Origin of the sequence: Paraburkholderia atlantica (genome assembly GCF_000092885.1) — a bacterium.
Lineage (GTDB): Bacteria > Pseudomonadota > Gammaproteobacteria > Burkholderiales > Burkholderiaceae > Paraburkholderia > Paraburkholderia atlantica.
This window is the reverse complement of sequence record NC_014118.1, coordinates 684,395-702,873: the sequence shown is the minus strand read 5'-3', so window position 1 is coordinate 702,873 and position 18,479 is coordinate 684,395. Positions and strand designations below refer to the sequence as shown.

At 63.6% G+C, this 18,479-nt stretch carries 15 protein-coding genes and 5 pseudogenes; 8 read left to right on the top strand and 12 right to left on the bottom strand.

Annotated elements, in window-relative coordinates:
• Nucleotides 1–18: 18 nt before the first annotated feature.
• Nucleotides 19–1,146: a VIT1/CCC1 transporter family protein gene (locus BC1002_RS19225; protein WP_013091647.1), complete on the bottom strand. Its 1,128-nt coding sequence runs from the start codon at nucleotides 1,144–1,146 to the stop codon at nucleotides 19–21.
• A gap of 115 nt (nucleotides 1,147–1,261) precedes the next feature.
• A complete protein-coding gene (locus tag BC1002_RS19220) occupies nucleotides 1,262–1,573 on the bottom strand; it encodes a hypothetical protein (protein ID WP_013091646.1) in 312 nt (103 codons plus the stop codon).
• Nucleotides 1,574–1,695: 122 nt separating this feature from the next.
• Between BC1002_RS19220 and BC1002_RS39975 the strand changes: the two are divergent.
• A pseudogene (locus BC1002_RS39975) lies at nucleotides 1,696–2,723 on the top strand (DUF6402 family protein).
• A gap of 615 nt (nucleotides 2,724–3,338) precedes the next feature.
• Nucleotides 3,339–3,716, top strand: a complete 378-nt coding sequence (locus BC1002_RS19210; RefSeq protein ID WP_013091645.1) for a BON domain-containing protein — start codon at nucleotides 3,339–3,341, stop codon at nucleotides 3,714–3,716.
• Between the two features lie 117 nt (nucleotides 3,717–3,833).
• Here the strand turns inward: BC1002_RS19210 and BC1002_RS19205 are convergent, their stop codons facing one another.
• Nucleotides 3,834–4,403: a helix-turn-helix domain-containing protein gene (locus tag BC1002_RS19205; RefSeq protein ID WP_013091644.1), complete on the bottom strand. Its 570-nt coding sequence runs from the start codon at nucleotides 4,401–4,403 to the stop codon at nucleotides 3,834–3,836.
• Between the two features lie 185 nt (nucleotides 4,404–4,588).
• Between BC1002_RS19205 and BC1002_RS19200 the strand changes: the two genes are divergently transcribed.
• Together BC1002_RS19200 and BC1002_RS19195 are read left to right on the top strand one after the other, a co-directional pair.
• A complete protein-coding gene (locus BC1002_RS19200; protein WP_013091643.1) occupies nucleotides 4,589–5,983 on the top strand; it encodes an LLM class flavin-dependent oxidoreductase in 1,395 nt (464 codons plus the stop codon).
• A 48-nt stretch (nucleotides 5,984–6,031) separates the two neighbouring features.
• Complete coding sequence (locus tag BC1002_RS19195; protein ID WP_013091642.1) at nucleotides 6,032–6,577, top strand: flavin reductase; 546 nt, start codon at nucleotides 6,032–6,034, stop codon at nucleotides 6,575–6,577.
• A gap of 88 nt (nucleotides 6,578–6,665) precedes the next feature.
• On the opposite strand, the gene BC1002_RS19190 is transcribed toward BC1002_RS19195, so the two are convergent.
• The 6 genes and pseudogenes from BC1002_RS19190 to BC1002_RS19160 form a co-directional block, all read right to left on the bottom strand.
• On the bottom strand, nucleotides 6,666–7,814 hold the full coding sequence (locus BC1002_RS19190; protein WP_013091641.1) for a DUF1501 domain-containing protein: 1,149 nt from the start codon (nucleotides 7,812–7,814) through the stop codon (nucleotides 6,666–6,668).
• A gap of 5 nt (nucleotides 7,815–7,819) precedes the next feature.
• Nucleotides 7,820–9,340, bottom strand: coding sequence for a DUF1800 domain-containing protein (locus BC1002_RS19185; RefSeq protein WP_013091640.1), 1,521 nt, complete (start codon nucleotides 9,338–9,340; stop codon nucleotides 7,820–7,822).
• Nucleotides 9,341–9,423: 83 nt separating this feature from the next.
• The gene (locus BC1002_RS19180) at nucleotides 9,424–9,933 is read right to left on the bottom strand and encodes a periplasmic heavy metal sensor (protein WP_013091639.1); all 510 of its coding nucleotides are present in this window, start codon (nucleotides 9,931–9,933) and stop codon (nucleotides 9,424–9,426) included.
• On the bottom strand, nucleotides 9,930–10,346 hold the full coding sequence (locus BC1002_RS19175) for a hypothetical protein (protein ID WP_013091638.1): 417 nt from the start codon (nucleotides 10,344–10,346) through the stop codon (nucleotides 9,930–9,932). The genes BC1002_RS19180 and BC1002_RS19175 overlap by 4 nt, the downstream gene beginning before the upstream one ends.
• Nucleotides 10,343–10,933 (bottom strand): annotated as a pseudogene (locus BC1002_RS19170) (RNA polymerase sigma factor); the annotation flags it as partial. The pseudogene BC1002_RS19170 and the gene BC1002_RS19175, both read right to left, overlap by 4 nt.
• 244 nt (nucleotides 10,934–11,177) lie before the next feature.
• Complete coding sequence (locus BC1002_RS19160) at nucleotides 11,178–11,495, bottom strand: YXWGXW repeat-containing protein (protein ID WP_013091635.1); 318 nt, start codon at nucleotides 11,493–11,495, stop codon at nucleotides 11,178–11,180.
• 211 nt (nucleotides 11,496–11,706) lie between these two features.
• Here BC1002_RS19160 and BC1002_RS37780 point away from each other — a divergent pair.
• The 3 genes and pseudogenes from BC1002_RS37780 to BC1002_RS19150 form a co-directional block, all read left to right on the top strand.
• Nucleotides 11,707–11,818, top strand: a pseudogene (locus tag BC1002_RS37780) (alkaline phosphatase family protein); the annotation flags it as partial.
• A 10-nt stretch (nucleotides 11,819–11,828) separates the two neighbouring features.
• Nucleotides 11,829–12,578 (top strand): annotated as a pseudogene (locus BC1002_RS19155) (c-type cytochrome); the annotation flags it as partial.
• A 93-nt stretch (nucleotides 12,579–12,671) separates the two neighbouring features.
• Complete coding sequence (locus tag BC1002_RS19150) at nucleotides 12,672–13,358, top strand: HAD family hydrolase (RefSeq protein ID WP_013091634.1); 687 nt, start codon at nucleotides 12,672–12,674, stop codon at nucleotides 13,356–13,358.
• 251 nt (nucleotides 13,359–13,609) lie between these two features.
• On the opposite strand, the gene BC1002_RS19145 is transcribed toward BC1002_RS19150, so the two are convergent.
• The 3 genes from BC1002_RS19145 to BC1002_RS19140 form a co-directional block, all read right to left on the bottom strand.
• Entirely contained in the window at nucleotides 13,610–14,002 is a 393-nt protein-coding gene (locus BC1002_RS19145; protein ID WP_013091633.1) for a carboxymuconolactone decarboxylase family protein, read from the bottom strand.
• A 245-nt stretch (nucleotides 14,003–14,247) separates the two neighbouring features.
• The gene (locus BC1002_RS36415) at nucleotides 14,248–14,526 is read right to left on the bottom strand and encodes a lysozyme inhibitor LprI family protein (protein WP_083788707.1); all 279 of its coding nucleotides are present in this window, start codon (nucleotides 14,524–14,526) and stop codon (nucleotides 14,248–14,250) included.
• Nucleotides 14,527–15,270: 744 nt separating this feature from the next.
• Nucleotides 15,271–16,701: a mannose-1-phosphate guanylyltransferase/mannose-6-phosphate isomerase gene (locus tag BC1002_RS19140; RefSeq protein WP_013091632.1), complete on the bottom strand. Its 1,431-nt coding sequence runs from the start codon at nucleotides 16,699–16,701 to the stop codon at nucleotides 15,271–15,273.
• A 385-nt stretch (nucleotides 16,702–17,086) separates the two neighbouring features.
• On the opposite strand from BC1002_RS19140, the pseudogene BC1002_RS19130 reads away from it, so the two are divergent.
• Nucleotides 17,087–18,260, top strand: a pseudogene (locus BC1002_RS19130) (IS3 family transposase).
• Nucleotides 18,261–18,479: the final 219 nt, after the last annotated feature.

Genomic DNA, 18,479 nt, shown 5'->3' with positions numbered 1-18,479 from the left:
GCGTGCGAGGTGAACCGCTCAGGAAATCGACACGCCCAGCAAACGTCCGACGCCGAACGTAAATCCCGCCGCGATCAGCCCGATGATGATCTGGCGCAGCGCCGAAAACCCCGCGCTGCGACCGTTGAAGAGCGACGTAAACACGCCGATCGACGCGAGCGCCAGCATGCTCAGCACGACACATTGCACGATCGCGCTGACGCCGTGCGACCACAGAAAAGGCATCACCGGAAAAATCGCGCCCAGCGAGAACAGGCAGAACGACACGCCCGCCGCCGACCACGGATTGCCGCCCAGTTCCGCCGGATCGAGACCGAGCTCCTCGCGCGTCAAGGTGTCGAGCGCCTTGTCCTTGTCGCGCATCATCTGCGAGGCGACGCGTTTCGCCTCGTTCGCGTCGAGCCCTTTCGCGCGGTAGATCAGCGCGAGCTCGTGCTCCTCCGCTTCGGGCTGTTCCTCGATCTCCTCGGCTTCCTTGGCGATCTGCGTGCTCGCGAGTTCGCGCGCGTTGGTGACCGACAGCCATTCGCCGAGCGCCATCGAACAGGCACCGGCGATCAGCCCGGCGAGGCCGGTCAACAGGATCGCCTTGTTGCCGGTGCCTGCGCCGGCGACGCCCATGATCAGGCAGAAGTTCGACACGAGGCCGTCGTTCGCGCCGAGGACGGCCGCGCGCAGATCGTTGCCCGACGCGGCGCCCTTGTGCCACGACTCGGCCGCGGCAATGCGCGCGCCGGGCGACAGGTCGGTATTGCCGGTGCCGGCGAGCGTCTGCACGACCGCCGCGTGGTGATGTTCATCGGCCGACATGTGGCCTGCGTCGCGTTGGCCTCGATATTTGTTGCGGTCCGCGTATTCGGCGGCGGCAAGAGTCGGCAGCACGAAGTCCGCGCCGCACACGCGCACGAGCCCCTTCATCAGACGCGTTTTGACCGCATGGCCGCGGCCCTTCGGTTCGATGCCGTTGGCTCGGAGCTTGTCGGCCCACACTTGCGCATGACTGTGTTCGGATTGTGCGAGATCCTGATAGACCTGCTTGCGGGTCTCGTCTTTCTCGACGCGCGCGAGCGTCTCATACAGGGCGGCGCTGTGCAGTTCGTCGGAGAGATTCGCCTTGTAGCGCCTGATTTCGTGTTTCGTGGCCATGATCACCTGCCTTGCCGGTCGCGTTGCTGACGGCAAAGCGTACCCGAAGTCGAAGCCGCCCGGCGTCTCATCAGCGCTGAATACTGCGCCGGGCGTGGGCTTGTCCGCTTGGCCGTTACTGGCTGGCCGGCGCACCGACGCCGGCCTTCTTCTGCGCCGCCTGCAGCTTGTCCGGATAGTTCGGATCGTTTTGCGCCGGCTGGTAGCCCGCGTCTTCGAGTTTCTTCAGCTCGGCGTTCTTTTTCGCGCGAGCCTGTTTGCGCTCGGCCTTGCGCTCGGCCTTCGTCGGCTTCGGGGTGGTCGTCGTCGCGCCTTGCTGGGCCGCGGCATCCGTCGAGCCCTGTGCGACCGCGAGCGGAATGGTGCCGGCCACCAGTGCGACCGCCGAAACCCCAAGCATGATTCGTTTAATGACGAAGCTGTTCATGACTGATATCCCTTGGTTGATTGGCAATAACGTGCGAGTCCGTCTGCGAATCGTGAAGCACCACAGCGGGGCGCGCAGCCTTGGCGCGAACCCGTCAGGGAAGCTTACAGGCAAATGGCGGGATGCGCGCTGGAACGGTCGACGAGCGCGTTCGTCGTGCTCGGATCGTGCATGAGGTCTCGCTTTCGACGGACAACCCACCGCCGCCGTTTCCGGCCTCGCCAGTCGCGAAGCCGAATGCCGTGCCTAGCCCGGCCAAGTCTCGCAAACCTGATCCAACCGTGAAAATGATCAACGATCTTCTCAAGGTCGCCGATTCGGTTTCCCGCTTCAGAACATGGTTGAACACACCTGTGCCGCCCAAACCACCCACGCGACGAAGATCGTCGCCCGAAAAAGACGGTACCGCCATTCGATATCCAGGAGATTCCGAACGCTCTGCGCAAAGAAATGATGCCCATCGGAGCGAAGTTAATGGAACGATGGTTTGCCGGCCGATTGAACTACTCCGCAGTCCCAGCGACGAGCTCAAGGGAATCAATCAGGAAGGCAAGCCGTACCCGCCTGACATGTACGATACAACCACGATAAAGAACGATATCTGTCGAAATGATCCCCAACATCTGCATCAGTTTTTTCAATTTCAACACGTCGAAGTTGACGGTACGTTTGCGGAAAAAATCAAACTAAAGCTAATGGCGGATGCTGCGCGAACAGGAGTCCCCGACGATTTGACCGCCGCGCTTGGATCGTTCGTAATCTATGCCGCTATAGGTCATGTTCGACTGTCAAGGGACCCATTTGGCACGCAAAGGACGACTGCCGAAGTAACGGGCGCATGGGTGTACGTAAAAGACAACTTCACGTTTACCGATGAGCCGGGGAACGATCCCAGTATTTGGGGCACTGGAGCAGTAACGGTGTTATCGTGATGCCGCTTGCTGGCGTGGCGGCTACGTCCCGTTATGTTCCTTACGTGGAGTCGCCGGTGACGCTTGGCGATCCAGTTATCAAAGGACAGGTTTATTACCCGATCCATAACAGCGATTTTCGGCAGTGGGCAATCAGACATCAGCGCGGCGGCGATTTCATCATCTACTCGGACCGTCGCTACGTTCCGCTTTTCCCGCCGATCGTGCTCTACCTATGAAGCGCATCCTTAAGCGTGCTGCATTATTGGCTGGTCTTAGCGCAGGGCTTTATTTTGGGCTCTTCGACCATACTCCGCATGGACGCGAGTGTCGTCATTCGGCACCTGTCGACGGCATCTACAGAGCAGAGCTTTGCCTGTTGCGATGGGCTCCGGGCCGCAGCGGGAGCCCTGAATATGTCGGCCGACTATTCGATGCAAAGAGCGGGAGGCTGCTTGCACAGCGCACTTTCAGCACGCCTGTCCCCGATCTTTTCTGGTCAACGGGCCTGCGATACTCGCTGAATCCGTATTCGCCGCCCCGCTATCTCGGTCCGTCTGTCGAGTTTTCCCGCGGAGATGCCGGTAAAGGAAACTCGAGGATTTCGTTACCCCCGTCGTTCTGGGACAAACTGGCCGCCGCCCGCCCGCGCTTATAGCTGATCGCACCTCCCCGCGGTACGGTTTTTTTGGCATGCCAGCCCCGCCAGGAGTATCGTTTAACCGCGCCGGAAGCGCCGAAACCACCACTCCTCTACAAGACAGGCACTTCCCAGAGCCCAGACCAGCTCGACAAAAGCGCGGCGTTTCTAACATGCAACGAAGCGACATCAACTTATCGAGGATGGTGAAACCGTGAAAACAGTCAATCTTTTGAAGGTGCTCGGAATTGCATTGTGCGTGGCAACCGCATCCAGCGCCCACGCGCAGGCGAGCGACGCTCAGGCGCCTGCCGCCACCGCAGCCGCGCCGGCCACGACCACCCAATCGACGCGTGCGGCGGATCGCAAGCTCGGCCGCGACGTGCGGCGCGCGCTCTCGAGAGCTCAGGGCTTCAACGTGTCGAACGTGTTCGTGCGGGCGCGTAGCGGCGCGGTGACGTTGACCGGCTCGGTACCTGAGAGCGGCATGATCCAGCAGGCTGCCGACATCGCGAAAGGTGTTCCGGGCGTGACCTCGGTGACCAATAAGCTCACGCTGAATTTCCCGTCCCGCGGAGGTGGTGGAAGCTGAGCGTCGGCATTCGACTCGCGAACGGGAGCGCCGCGAACCTGCGATGCATGCGGTGTCTCCCGTTAATCCCCGGTCGTCGTCCTGCTATCTGGACTGTTGGGCACCATCCGGCACAGCTCAGCGCCGCACCAAGCCCACCACATATCTGCACACCTCAGTGCCGGAATTGAAGAACTCGCATTCGACCGGCGCACCGAGTTGCAGGCAGTCCCCCGCTTCGAGCCGGTACGTCAGCGAGCCCTCGCGAAACGTCAGCACTCCGTGCGTGACCCAGATCTGCTGATGCTGAAACACGAACGCATCCGACGGATAAGGCACCCTCACCCCGATCGGCAATTCGATTTCGAGCAACTCCAGCACGCCGCCGGTAGGCGGTGAAATTCGCCGCCGCGTATAGCCGGTTTCGGGGTCTTCCCACAGCGACTGGTCCGCATGACGCACGAGCCGCTCGCCGGTCTGCTCGGCGAGTGCGAGCAACGTCGACAGCGTGAGCCCGAACGCGCCCGACAGCCGCCCGAGCACCGTCGCGGTGGGACTCGCCTCGCCACGCTCGATCTTGCTGATCATCGCCTTCGACACACCCGAGCGCTCGGCCAGTTCGGCGAGCGACCAGTTGCGCGCCTCGCGCTCGGTCTTTACGCGCGCGGAGATCGCCTGGGTCAGATCGATCGCGGAAGTTTCGGACATGGCGGGGTTGTCGGTGCGGAGGTGAGTACCGCGAAATTATATCGATGCGATGCCGCCGGGGGAGTGCAAACGGCGTTCAACGCGCACCCTCCCAGCTGCCGAATAATGTCTTGCATAGTGATTTTTCGTCCACTATATTAAACGCAATGCCAGCGCCCGAAGCCGCTCACCCGCCGGAACACACCATGCCGAAGGAAATCGTTCTCAACGCGTTTGACATGAACTGCGTGGGCCACATCCAGCAAGGGCTGTGGACGCATCCGCGCGATCAGTCCACGCGCTACACGGATCTACAGTACTGGACCGACTATGCGCGCAAGCTCGAAGCGGGCCTGTTCGACGGCATCTTCTTCGCGGACGTGGTCGGCGTCTACGACGTCTACGGCGGCAACCCGGACGCGGCGATCCGCGGTGCCGTGCAAGTGCCGGTCAACGATCCGACGCTGCTGATTCCGGCGATGGCCGCGGTCACGCGGCATCTGTCGTTCGGCGTCACGTCGAATCTGTCGGTCGAGCAGCCGTTTCTGTTCGCGCGCCGCATGTCGACGCTCGATCATCTGACGCGCGGCCGGGTCGGCTGGAATATCGTGACCGGCTATCTGGACAGCGCGTCGCGCGCGATAGGCTTGACCGGTCAGATGGCGCACGACGACCGCTACGATCTCGCCGACGAGTACATGGAGCTCGTCTACAAGCTGTGGGAATGCAGCTGGGAGGACGACGCGGTGCTGCGCGACAAGGCACACGGTGTCTACGCGGACGCGTCGAAGGTCCACGTGATCCATCACCACGGCAAGCAGTACCGCGTCGATGCGATGCATCTCGCCGAGCCGTCGCCGCAGCGCACGCCGGTGCTGTATCAGGCCGGCTCGTCCGCGCGCGGCAAACAGTTCGCGGCGGCGCACGCGGAGTGCGTGTTCGTCAACGGTCAGGCGAAGCCGGCGGTCAAGACGATCGTCGACGACATTCGCGCGCACGCGGTCGCGGGCGGCCGCCGCGCCGACGACATCAAGGTGCTGCTCGGCCAAACCATAATAACGGGCCGCACCGATCAGGAAGCGCAGGAGAAATTCGACGAGTACCGCCGTTATGCGAGCTCGGAGGCGGCGCTGGTGCACGCGGCCGCATCGCTTGGCATCGACTTCGCGCGCTACGACCTCGACGAGCCGATCGAAACCGGCAAGAGCCAGGCGATCGTGTCGAACGTCGAAGCAATGACGCGCGCCGCCGGTCCGCAATGGACGAGGCGCAAGCTGCTCGAACAGATGGTGCTCGGCAGCCGTCAGCAGCCGCTCGTCGGCTCGGCCGACAAAATCGCCGGCGAGCTGATCGCATGGACCGAGGAAACCGGCGTCGATGGCTTCAATCTGTCGCGCACCGTCGTGCCCGAGTGCTTCGACGATTTCATCGAACTGGTCGTACCGCTGCTGCAGGAGCGTGGCGCGTACAAGCGCGCGTATCGCGACGGCACGCTGCGCGAAAAGCTGTTCGGCCACGCGCGGCTGCCCGAGAGCCACACGGCGGCGCGCTTCCGTTCGCCGGCTTGCGCGGCATCACCGGCCGACAAGGCTCGCGGCTGACGCGATCACCGTCGTCTTAGCGCCCCCCGACTTCCAGCAGAGGCCTTCATGCTTGACAAGAGCACGTTCCGCGACGCGATGGCCGGTCTTGGCGCGGCCGTCAACATCATCACCAGCGACGGCGAAGCCGGCCTTGCCGGCTGCACCGCGTCGGCGGTCTGCGGCGTCACCGACGAGCCGCCGACGCTGCTAGTCTGCATCAACCGCGGCAGCCGCAATAACGCGGTGTTTCGCGGCAACGGCAAGCTGTGCGTGAACGTGCTGAGCGCGGAGCAACAGGCGCTTGCCGCGCACTTCGCCACGAGCGCGCTCGCGATCGAAGCGCGCTTCGCGGCCGCGCAATGGGACAGCCTCAAGACCGGCGCGCCGGTGTTGCAGGACGCGCTCGCGTCGCTCGATTGCGAGATCGAGTCGGTGACCGAAGTCGGCACGCACACGGTGTTCTTCTGCGCGGTGAAGGCCACGCGCACGCGGGGCGCGGGCGATGCGCTGATCTACTACGGCCGCCGCTATCATCGCGTCGGCGAGCGCTCGGTGCACGCGACGCATCAGGTCGCGGCGAATCAATGCGAAGCGTCCGCCTGCGCGCGTTGAGGTCGCACTGCTCGTTGGGGTCGGCGGACCGCCGCGATCGTCCGGATCGAGCGCAATACTTTCGCGCGCCGCGCCGGCGATCAACGCGTCACGTCCGCACGACGCCCGTCACCGGTCTGCCCGCGATGGTCCGGCCAAACAGCGCTGCCGCCGTCCGTTCCGGATCGAGCCCGAGACTTTCACTCGCGGTGCCGGCAATCAACGCATCGAGCGACGTGGTCGGCCTCAGGTCGCGCGACTGATACAACTGATGCGGCGCGAGCCCCGGCCAATCCGCTATCACGCGTCCGCCCTCCACCGAGCCGCCCAGCACCATCGCGACCGACCCGGTGCCGTGATCGGTGCCGCCCGTGCCGTTCGCGGCCGCGGTCCGGCCGAACTCCGTCGCGACCAGCACCGTGGTCTTGCTCCACGCTGGTCCCATGCCGTCGCGCAACGCCGCGAGCATCGTGTCGAGCGCCTTCAGCTGATTCGCGAGGCGCGCGTTCTGCGCGCTGTGCGTGTCCCACCCGCCGGTCTCGATCATCGCGATGCGCGGCCCGTCGTCGCGCGCCAGAAAACTGGCCGCGAGCTTGCCGAGGCTCGCCGGGTCCTGACGTGCGCCGGCATCGCCCGCGAGGCCGCGCGCCGCCATCGCCGATTCCCACAGCGGACGCAACTGCGCGTCCTGCTCGTACAGCTGCGACACGCGCGCGAGCAGATCGTCGGGCGCCTGCGGCAGGCCCGACGGCGCATACGACGTCACCGAAGCGGGACCGCGCAGCGCCATCGGCACGGTCGGCGCGAACGCGATCGCGGTTTCGCGGGTCGCGGGCAATTGCGCGGCGAGCCGGTTGAGCCAGCCGTCCCTGGTCTGATACGGCGATGTGCCGCCGGTCTCCAGCACGTTCTGTCCGTCGAAATGCGAGCGGTCGCGATACGGCGAAGCGACCGCGTGCACGAACAGCGCCTCGCGCTGCGCGTACAGCTTCGCGATCTGCGCGAGCGCCGGATGCAGTGCGAACGTGCCATCCAGATGCGGCGCGTTCGACGCATCGATCGCGAGCGGTCCGCGCAAACTCGCATACGCGGGGTCCGCGTACGGCACGACGATGTTCAGGCCATCGGCCGCGCCACGCTGGATCACGAACACGAAGCGGCGCTCGGTCGCGACATGCGCGAACGCAATCCGCGGCGACACGAGCAGTGCACCGGCACTGGCGGCGGCGACGCTCAGAAACTGGCGGCGTGACAGCATGGCGTTCACCTCCGTTGAAAATCGGGCGAGACGAGCAGCAGCGCGATCGCCGTCGAAGCGCTTTCCGCGCGTGACACCGCCGTCGCCGTCGGCTCGCTGAGCGAGCCAGCCAGCAGGGTCTGGCCGAGCGAGCGCGCATCGAGCCGGTCACCGACGCGCGCGGCGAAACGTTGCGCGACTTCGACACGGCGTACGAGCGCATCGGGTGCGGCCCAGCTCGCGGCGATATCGTCGTAGCCGGCGGGCGATCCCGGCCGCCACACCGGCTGGCCTAGCTGCGTCAGGATCGGCGCGCACTGCAGATTGCCGAGGTCGTGCCAGCCGAGTCCGCGCATCGACGAAATGGTCCACTCCCACGGTGTCTTGAACTTCACCGCGCCCGGTGACCACGCTTGTGGCGTATCGATCAACGCGCGATAGACGGTCGGCAGATCGCCGTCGCTGCGAGTGAACACCTCAGCGAGACGAACGCTCACGCCAGCCGGCGGATTGTCGGCGACGAAATGGCGCGCGAGCTTCACGCCGATATGCTGCGCGGTGGCCGGCGCATGCGCGAGGTCATGCAGGATTGCGAGCGCCTGCTGTTCGCCGGCTTCGTCGTAGCGGCGTCCCATGATCGTGCGCGAGCCCGGTTCGTGCAGCGCCTCGCGAAACACGAAGCTGCCGGGTTCGCCGCTTGGCTCCTGCGCGCGCCGGTTTGCATTGGCGCCGCCGTTCCCCGGATTGCCTGCCAGACTCCAGCCGGTCAGCGCACGCGCGAACTCTGTCACGTCGTCCTGGCCATAGCCGCTGCGCACGCCGAGCGTATGCAACTCCATGATCTCGCGCGCGAGGTTCTCGTTCAGTCCGCGTCTGTTGTCCGGATTGCGTTGCGCGGCGCGCAGCGCGGCCATGCTGTCGGGACCGACCGAGCGCGTCTGATCGAGGAACAGTTGCATGGCCGGGTGACGCTCGACGGCCAGCAGCATGTCCTCGAAACGGCCGAGCACGTGCGGGCGAATCGCCTCCGCTTCGAACGACCCGGCGAGCGCCGCGACGCCGGGCTTTTCTACCGACACCGCAAAGTGGTTCGCCCAGAAATGCACGAGCCGTTCGATGAACGGTGTCTGCGTGCTCAGCGCACTTGCGACGCGCGCATTGACCGACGAGCGGTACATGTCGAGGATTTCGACGCGAAATGCCTTTCGTTCGGATTGCATCGCAGCTTGCGCGTCGGTCTGGCTGGCCGCCGCCGCGTTGCTGGCGATGTTGGTTGCGATGTTGCTCGCGTTCCGGTTCGGGTTGTTCTCCTCGCCCACCTTCTGTTTCGCCTGCTGCGCGATCTGCATGCGCTGCTGCAATAGCTCCCTCGACAACGCGTTCGAATCGGGCTGCTTCGCCCACGCGTCCGGCCGAGGCTGGTACTGCTCGAACTGCGCGAGCAGCCATTCCTTCGGATCGGCTGGCGGCGTATCGTCGGCGCGCGCGCCGAGGCCGAAGCGGTTCAGTGCGATCGCCGCGGCATTCAGGTTCGGTGAGTGGCCCATACGATCCTCGTCGGCGGGTGACACGCCTGCATGCCCGTTAAACGGCCGATATGCCGAAATCCGTCGCCACCGCACGCATTTTTCTATTCGCCCGATGCGGCATTCGACGCCGGCTTGTTCGCGTTCAGCGCCGGTTGCGCTTCGCGCCATTGCCCGCGCAGCTTCAGACTCTCGGCGAATTGGATGCGCTCCTCAGGCGTCAGCGTCGCCGCGAAATCGGCGACGCTCGCTTCGACCATCGCGCGCAGGCTGCTATCGGCCGCGCGGGTGCGCGCGAGCGCGGCATCGAGCGCGGCGCGATCGAACTGCGGCGCGGCCAGCAGACGCAATACCTCACGACGCCCTTCGCGAGCGTCGCGCGCATACTGGCGCCCGTCGCGCCGCGCGTTTCTCAGGCCGTCGATAAACGTCTGCCGCTGCTGCGCCGACAGCGGCTCGGCGGCGAATCGCAGCGCGCGCTGGTCCTGCGCCAACGGCTGATTCGCACCGTGCACGGCGAACCACTGATACGCGCCGCCGGCGATCGCGCCGAGCAGGAACACGTTGAGCACCGCGGAACCCAGCAGCGCAAATTTCCACGAGCGCCCGTTCATTCGCCGCTCCAATCGGCGGAGCTGCCGCCGAAACTCGAAGTCAGATACGAGGATTCATGCACGGCCGGCGCATTCTCGGTCAGCAAGAAGAACGACACCGCGAGCGCGCCGGCCACACCACCGAGCAGCCCGACGCCTGCCACCGCCGCGCCCGACCACCAAAAACGCCAGCGCGCGGTAGGGCGTCGCGCTGGCGCGCCATCGATGACGCGACGCTGCAGTTCGAGGCTCGGCGGCTCGATCCGGTCCGCGGCGAGCCATGCGTCGAGGCCGGCCGCATCGATCAACACCGCGTCGGCTTCGTCGCGATGCGCGCGCGCCCACTCCTGCGCGGCCTCGCGTTCGCGCTCCGGCCAGCGACGCGCGTCGGCGCCGTACGCTGCAACGATCTGATGGAATCTTTCGGGCGTCATGACTTGTCCTTGCTAAGGCCGCTGCCGGCCAGTTGCGCGCGCAAACCGCGGCGTGCGCGGCTCAGCAGACTCTCCAGCGCATCGACGCTGACGCCCATCAAGGCGGCAGCGTCGACGTTCGACATCTCCTGGTAATAGCTCAGCACGAGCGCTTCGCGCTGTCGCGCCGGCAGCGCGGCGAGCGCCGCGCGCACGCGCGCGTGGTCGGCGCTTGCTTCGAGCCGCGCGTCGGGTGGCGCGGCGGGATCGGCCGAGTCGGGCAGTTCGTCGCTCGGGTCTTCGCGCCGGCCGCGCAAACGGTCATAGCAAAGATTGAGTGCGACCCGATGCATCCACGTGTCGAACCTCGCTTCACCTTGACGCCAGCGAGCCGCCTGTTTCCAGATTCGCACGAAGACCTCCTGCGCGACGTCCTCCGCTTCCATGCGATCGCCGAGCATCCGCGTGGCGAGCGCGAGCAGCCGCGGTAGCTTGCGCGCGACCAGCGAACGGACCGCGTCGGGCTCCTCGCGGCCCACTCGCGCGAGCAGCTCGGCGTCCGGATCGGGCGGCGCGTCGCTCAAGGCGTGCGGCTCCGTCGCGACACCACGCGCGCGCGTTCGCGTGCGGGCCGCAACACGGGATCAACGTCGTTCAATTGCCGCCGCTCCTTCGACTGTCGTGTTGTTATGGCTTTCGTGCCGCCACGCCCTATCCGGCCGGGTATCACGTACGCGGTCAATATACGACGACCGCCGGCCGGTAATAGGCCGGACGTGCCGGATAGACCACACAGCCGGCGAGCGAGGCCACCAGCAGAATGATCACCAGTGTTTTCATCGCAAGCCTCGCTCAAGCCCAATGTCCGTCGATCCAGCGCCAGTGCGGCCCCCGTTGCGCCCAATGCCCAGGCACCCAGTGATAGCCGACGCGCACCGGCTGCCAGTGGCCCGGCGCCCACACATAGCGGCCGTGCTCCCAGCGCCAGCGGCCCTGATCCCACACATAGCCGTCCCGAGGCGCGGGCACGACTTCGACGCGCGGCGGCGGCGGCGCCATCGGCGCGATCAGCACTTGCGCGGAGGCGGGCGCGGCCGTCAGCGTGGCCGCGCAGCACAGCGCGGCGGTCAGCGCGCAACCGAGCAGGCGACTCATGCGGTTCGAGATCATGTCGTTTTCTTCCATAGGACCGAAAAGAGCCGGAGCCAGAGTGGCCCCGTTTCTTCTTCAACGGGTCAGAGGGGGAAATCCGTCGCTCTGCCTGCAAAAAAAGCGTGCGGCGAAAAGAAAGCGCATCACGGTTAGCACGACGCGAACCGGAAGTCAGCGATATGAATGGAAACCGATAGCCAGCGTAATGTCCGCGACTCGAATCTTTAATCGCGCGTTCGTCACCAAGGTGATCAACTTCCTCGAACAGCAGCCTGACTGGAAGAACACCGCCGCGATCATTGCGTACGACGATTCGGACGGGCTGGTACGACCACCGCTACAAGCGAAGCCGACGTCGCGCGAAAGCTGCTGCAAACGCGCTACCTCGACCAGTTCAAACGGATCTTTGGAGTTGGCATCGTCAACAACCCGAGCCTGCTGATTGCCGAAGCGATGTTCGCGGTGGGCCGCTATCAGACCGAAGATCCGTCGTTTCATGCGTTCACGAGCAAATACGACTACTGGCTCGAAGGCAAGGCGCGGCTCACGCGTGCCGAACTGCACGGTCTGCAACTGTTCAACGACAACGACAAGGCGAATTGCGCGGGCTGTCACCTGAGCCAGCCGAGCCGCGACGGCCTCCCGCCGCTTTTCACCGATACGCAATACGAAGCCTTGGGTGTGCCGCGCAATCCGGCGATTCCGATGAACAAGGACCCGAAGTTCTTCGACATGGGCGTATGCGGACCGTTTCGCGACGACCTCGCGAAGCAGACCCAGTACTGTGGCATGTTCCTCACGCCGACGCTGCGCAACGTCGCCGAACGCAAGGTGTTCTTTTACAACGGCGTGTATCACGACCTGAAGCACGTGATGGACTTTTACAACCTGCGCGACACGGCGCCGGACAACATGTATCCGTGCGATGCGTCGGGCAAGGTGGTCAAGTACGACGATCTGCCGCCGCGGTATCGCGCGAACATCGATGTCGCCGACGCGCCGTTCGACCTCAAGTTCGGCGATCAACCCGCGATGACCGATCAGGACATTCAGGACATCATCGCGTTCCTGAAGACGCTGAGCGACGGGTACAGCGAATGATTGCGCGCGTTTGACGGGTGGCCATCGCGCTGCGGCCCGCAGGCCGGTGAGGTATGCTTGCCGCTTTAGCGAACCTCATCCGTACCCTCTCCGATGGCCGATTTTCGTTTCGACGCCGTGCTCTTCGACTGTGACGGCGTGCTCGTCGATTCCGAACCCATCACGAATCGCGTGCTCGCCGAGATGCTCGGCGAGCTCGGCTGGCATTTGAGCGTCGAAGAGACGATGCGCATTTTCGTCGGCAAGATGGTCAAGGACGAAGCCGAACTAATCGAAGCGCACACCGGCTTTGCCCTCACGGCCGAGTGGCTGGCGCAGTTCCGCGCGCGTCGCAACGTGGCGCTCGACAATGAGTTGCGTGCGATCGACGGCGCGTCTTTCGCGGTGCGCGCGCTGCACCAAACGTTGAATGGACGCATTGCGGTGGCGTCGGGTGCGGATCGCATCAAGATCGAATTGCAGCTCGTGAAGGCCGGCCTGCTCGACTGCTTCGACGGACGCATCTTCAGCGGCCACGAAATGCCGCGCAGCAAACCGTTTCCCGACGTCTACCTCGCCGCGGCCGCGGCACTGGGCGTCGAGCCGGCACGCTGCGCGGTAATCGAGGATACGGTGACGGGCGCGACCGCGGGTGTCGCGGCCGGCGCGACGGTATTCGGCTATTGCCCGACACACCTCGGCCATAGCAGCGCGACCGCGTTGCATGGCGCAGGCGCGGTGCACGTGTTCAGGGAGATGGCCGAGCTACCGGCGTTACTCGCGGGATGGAGTATGCGCTGATCGGCCGACGCGTTGGCGGCTGAACGACACCGGTCTGCCGCAAGTTGGCGGACGGCGATCAGTTTTCGGGTGCGCAGATGCGGTCGATCAGCGCTCGCGCCAGTACAGACGTTGAATCCCACGGCAGGACATGGTGCGTGGAACTGGAACGCCCGAGCGTAAGGCATTTGCGCGCTCGATACCCATCCACAAGCATGCATGGGTTGCGGCCCGGGTCGGTACGATCGGGCCGCATCATGCGCTTCATGCTCTCATTCGAAGGCCGGATCGATCGGCACGCGATAGCCGACCGCGAGCCGGTTCGTTTCGTTAGCCATTCCGACGATCGCCTGCAACTCGCCGAACATCTCGTCGGTCATGCCGGCGCGACGCGCCGCCGCCGTGTGGCTCGCGACGCAATAGCCGCAGTTGTTCGTTACGCTGACTGCGACGTACAACAGCTCCTTGACCAGCGGATCCAGCGCGCCGGGCGCCATCACTTCCTTCAGGCTGTCCCACGTGCGCGCGAGGGTCGGCGGATGCTGCGCGATGTACTTCCAGAAGTTGTTCACGTCGTCGACCTGGCGGGTCGCTTTGATGTCGTCGTAGACGGCGCGGACTTCGGGGGAGGCGTCGGCGTATTCGATGGGTTTGGGTTGGGGCATGGGGTTCCTTGGCTTTGGGGGTTGCGGGTGGACGTCGGGGGTATTGTGAACTCGCTGTGGCGGACGCGTGAGGTGAATGAGAAAAAGCCACCGGAGCGAGGTTGGGAGCAAGTGGACAATTGCTGACTTTCTGAACTTGACGGCGGCCTATGATCAGGCGACGTGGTGCCGCTTGCCTTTGTGACACGTCTCGATCAGACATGCCTAACGGACCCAAGCAAGCACCCTCACAAAGCGGGGCATATTCATTGCGAAAATTTTTCCAGCTGCTTGATGCGGTCCTGAGTAATTTCCTTCATGCAATCCCAGAAATATACGTAGCGTCCGGATGCTTCGCCGAGCGCGTAGTCATATGAGCAGCAGTAGCGATCGCGGTATTTGGACCAACTTTCTTGCGCCCCGACAAAATCGGGAGCGGCTAAAGGATCGTTATACTCCGCCGATTCTTCGTCCGACTTTTTTATTGAATTCAGAATCTGGTATAAGTGGCGTTTAGCGTCGAATTCAAATGTTCGAAATCCCATTGTCCGCACGCCGCCGCATCATCAGCGGAAGCGTTTTGACCGGATTTACAGAACTGGTCGATTTCCTTGGGTGATTTTCCTTCAAAGTAGATCGACGGCACAGGGAATTTCTTATAGTCAAATGGCACAGAATAAATGGTGCTACCGTGAACCATCGAACTTAAAGATAACGCAGCGATAGTACACGCAGCGGTCAATGTGACCAAAGACTTAGTGGGTTGCATCATATATTCCCTGGGCAAAAACCGGCGCCTCTGTTATACGTCGCTGACGCAAGCGTGGATTGCGGCAACGAAATGCGGCCAGCTGCTGCCCGCCGCGTGTTCTGTAGCGGGCTGTACGACCCGCATGATCAGTGACGCCGTGCTGATTGCCAGAGCGTCCGCGACAATTGCATGCCCATGCGTAACCTTGAGCTTCTGCCATGGCATAACGGGTTGCTTCAAAGGATTCCTTGATTCTTTTCAAGCGATACCGGGAGAATTAATCATCGAATGGACAACGGTCAACAGCTTTAATTCGGGATAAGCCCGCTTTACAAGAATTGACGATGAGCGTTGTTCAGCGATAGGTAAGCCCGGAGTCCGCCTAGACTTTGTATCGACGATCCGCCGATCATCTGCTCGACGGTTATCCTTCGCATCCATCGAGTCAGTTTCCAGATCCGCTCGCATGAGTAAAAAAGCCACCGGTCTTTCGACCGATGGCCTTTGAGGCGCAACGCCGGGGCCAACCCCGAGCTCTTTAAACCTTCGCCACGCGCCCGTACGTATCCTCGAACCGCACGATATCGTCCTCGCCGAGATACGCGCCCGACTGCACCTCGATCAACTCCAGCGGAATCTTGCCGGGGTTCAGCAGCCGATGAGTAACGCCCAGCGGAATATAGGTCGACTGGTTCTCGGTCAGCATAATTTCCTTGTCGCCGTTCGTCACGAGCGCGGTGCCCTTCACGACGATCCAGTGCTCGGCCCGATGATGATGCATCTGCAGACTCAGCTGCGCGCCCGGATTGACGACGATGCGCTTGACCTGGAAGCGCTCGCCGCTATCGATGCCCTCATACGAACCCCACGGACGCACCACGCAACGATGCGTGACCGACTCGTGACGCCCCATCGCATTGAGCTGCGCGACGATCTTCTTGACGTCCTGCGCCTGGTCCCGATTCGCGACCAGCACCGCATCCGCGGTCTCGACGATCACGACGTTCTCGAGCCCGATCGCCGCCACCAGCCGATGCTCGGCGCGAATATACGAGTTGCTGACCGCGTCGGTCAGCACGTCGCCGATCAGCGCGTTGTTCTGCGCATCGCGCTCGGCGATGTCGGCGAGCGCGGTCCACGAACCGATGTCGTTCCAGCCGAGATCAGCGACCGCAACGACGGCCGCGCGCTGGGTCTTCTCCATCACCGCGTGATCGACGGAGATGTTCGGGCAGGCGGCAAACGCCTCGGCTTCGAGACGCACGAAATCGTAATCCTGCTGCGCGTTCTGCAGCGACAATTCGGCCTGACGCGCGATCTCCGGCTCGTAGCGGCGCAACTCGTCCATATACGTCGACGCCTTCAGCATGAACATGCCGCTATTCCAGTAGTAGCGGCCCTCATCGATGAAGCGCCGAGCGGTCGCGGCATCGGGCTTCTCGACGAACGAGTCGACCGCGAACGTCTGCGTGCCGTCGATCAGCGGCGCGCCCGCGCGAATGTAACCGTAGCCGGTGTGCGGTTCGGTCGGCGTGATGCCGAACGTGACCAGACGTCCATCGTTCGCGATCTGCGCGGCCGCTTCGACCGCCTTGACGAACGCCGCCTCGCCCGCGATCACATGATCGGACGGCAGCACGAGCAGCAACGCATCCGGCGTGTCGCGCAAGGCGAGCAATGCGGCCACGGCGATGGCCGGCGCCGTGTTGCGGCTTGCCGGTTCCAGCACGATGTTTGCGGAGCCCACGTCCACCTGACGCAGTTGTTCGGCGACAAGAAAACGCTGTTCATTGTTCGTGACGACGATCGGCGCGGTGACACCCTCGATGCCGCGCAAGCGCAACGCGGTTTGCTGAACCAGCGTGTGCTCGCCGGTCAGTGCCAGGTACTGCTTCGGATAGCCGCCGCGCGACATCGGCCACAGTCGCGTGCCGCTGCCGCCGCAAAGAACTACGGGATGGATGTGCATGTTTTCAGGTCCTCGTTTGTGTCTTATGAATCGACTGCATCGGGTATCTGCCCCGTGATTGCGTCGTATCTTGCAGGTCGCCTCTGTTACGGCGCCCCTCTATTCCTTCCCAACCCACTCCATTCGCACCGATTCGAGTTCGCGCGGCAGGCGCGCCGAAACTGGCGCCCTGCGCGGCAATTTGACGAAGCCGAGACGCCGGTACAGCGCATATGCGCGCTTGTTGCTCACCAGTACATCGAGCCTTTTCGGGGGCTGCGCGGCTTTATATCACAACTGGTTATTACACCTTGGAGCAGCCCCACGTATCTGAGGACACGAGGACTCTCTTAAAATAAGGGATAGCCTTGTGCCTAACAGTAAGCCTAGTCGTTACGTGGAACCCATCGAAATTCTGAGTGAGCCGGAGCGCCGTCGGCGGCGCACGGCGCAGGAAAAAGTCGCCATCGTGCAGGAGACGCTGACACCCGTTGCCCGGCGGCATGGCGTGAACCCGAACCAGGTGTTCGGCTGGCGCAAGCAATACCAGGAAGGCAGTCTGGCGGCAGTGAAAGCGGGCGAGACCGTCGTGCCGGCATCAAAGCTCGCCGCAGCCATCAAGGAAATCAAGGAACTGCAACGACTACTCGGGAAGAAGACGATGGAAGTCGAAATCCTGAAGGAAGCCGTGGATTGGCGGCGCTCAAAAAAACTGATTGCGCTCGCGCTTGCTGCTGGGGGATGACCATTGAAAACGGTCTGTGAAGTTCTCGGCGTGGCGCGCTCTGGCGTAGCAGCGAAACAGGCTCGCTCGTCCGATTGGCCAGATGGCCGTAGCGCCAGGCCGAGCGATGACGCGAAATTGGTCGAAGAAATCCGGGCCCATGTAGCGCATCTGCCGACCTGCGGCTACCGACGCATCTGGGGACTGCTGCGCCGCAGTCGAGAACAGACCAGCGCGCCGTGCGTCAATCACAAGCGCGTGTATCGGGTTATGCGTGAGCACCAGTTGCTGCTGCGCCGTCCCGGCGTACGGCGAGACACGCGGCGGCATGACGGTCGCGTTGCCGTGGACCGCAGCAATACCCGTTGGTGCTCCGATGGCTTTGAGTTCCGGTGCGACGATGGCACGCCGCTGCGCGTGACGTTCGCGCTGGACTGCTGCGACCGGGAGGCGATTGGCTGGGCTGCGACAACTGGACGCCATAGCGGCGACGTGGTGCGCGACGTGATGCTGCGTCGAACAGCGCTTCGGCACTACGCAGGCCGCGCAGCCCATCGAATGGCTGACGGACAACGGCTCGGCCTACATTGACCATCGCACGCGCAGCTTTGCGCGCGAACTGGGCCTGCAGCCGCTGACGACGCCCGTGCGCTCGCCGCAGAGCAATGGTATGGCTGAGTCGTTCGTGAAGACCATGAAGCACAATTACGTCGCCTATATGGATAAGCGTGACGCGCCGACGGCACTCTCGCATCTGGCCGTTGCTTTTGAACACTACAATGAACGCCACCCGCACAAAGCACTGAAATATCGCTCGCCGCGCGAGTTCAGGCAGGCAGCGGAGTCATCAACCTAACGGTGTCCGAATGTCCTGAGTTACAGGGGCAACTCCATATTGCCACTCGTTTCTTCAACCTGGTGGTCCGTCGGAGAATTAGCAAGCGTCTCGGGGCAGGTACGGGCGAACGTGGACCGCGATTGCCAAAGGCGGCTACGCAGTGTTAGGACCTTCGAAGTACCGGGATTGCATGGATCACCGCGCTGGACTTCTCCTTTCGCCTTGTGCCACCGGGCG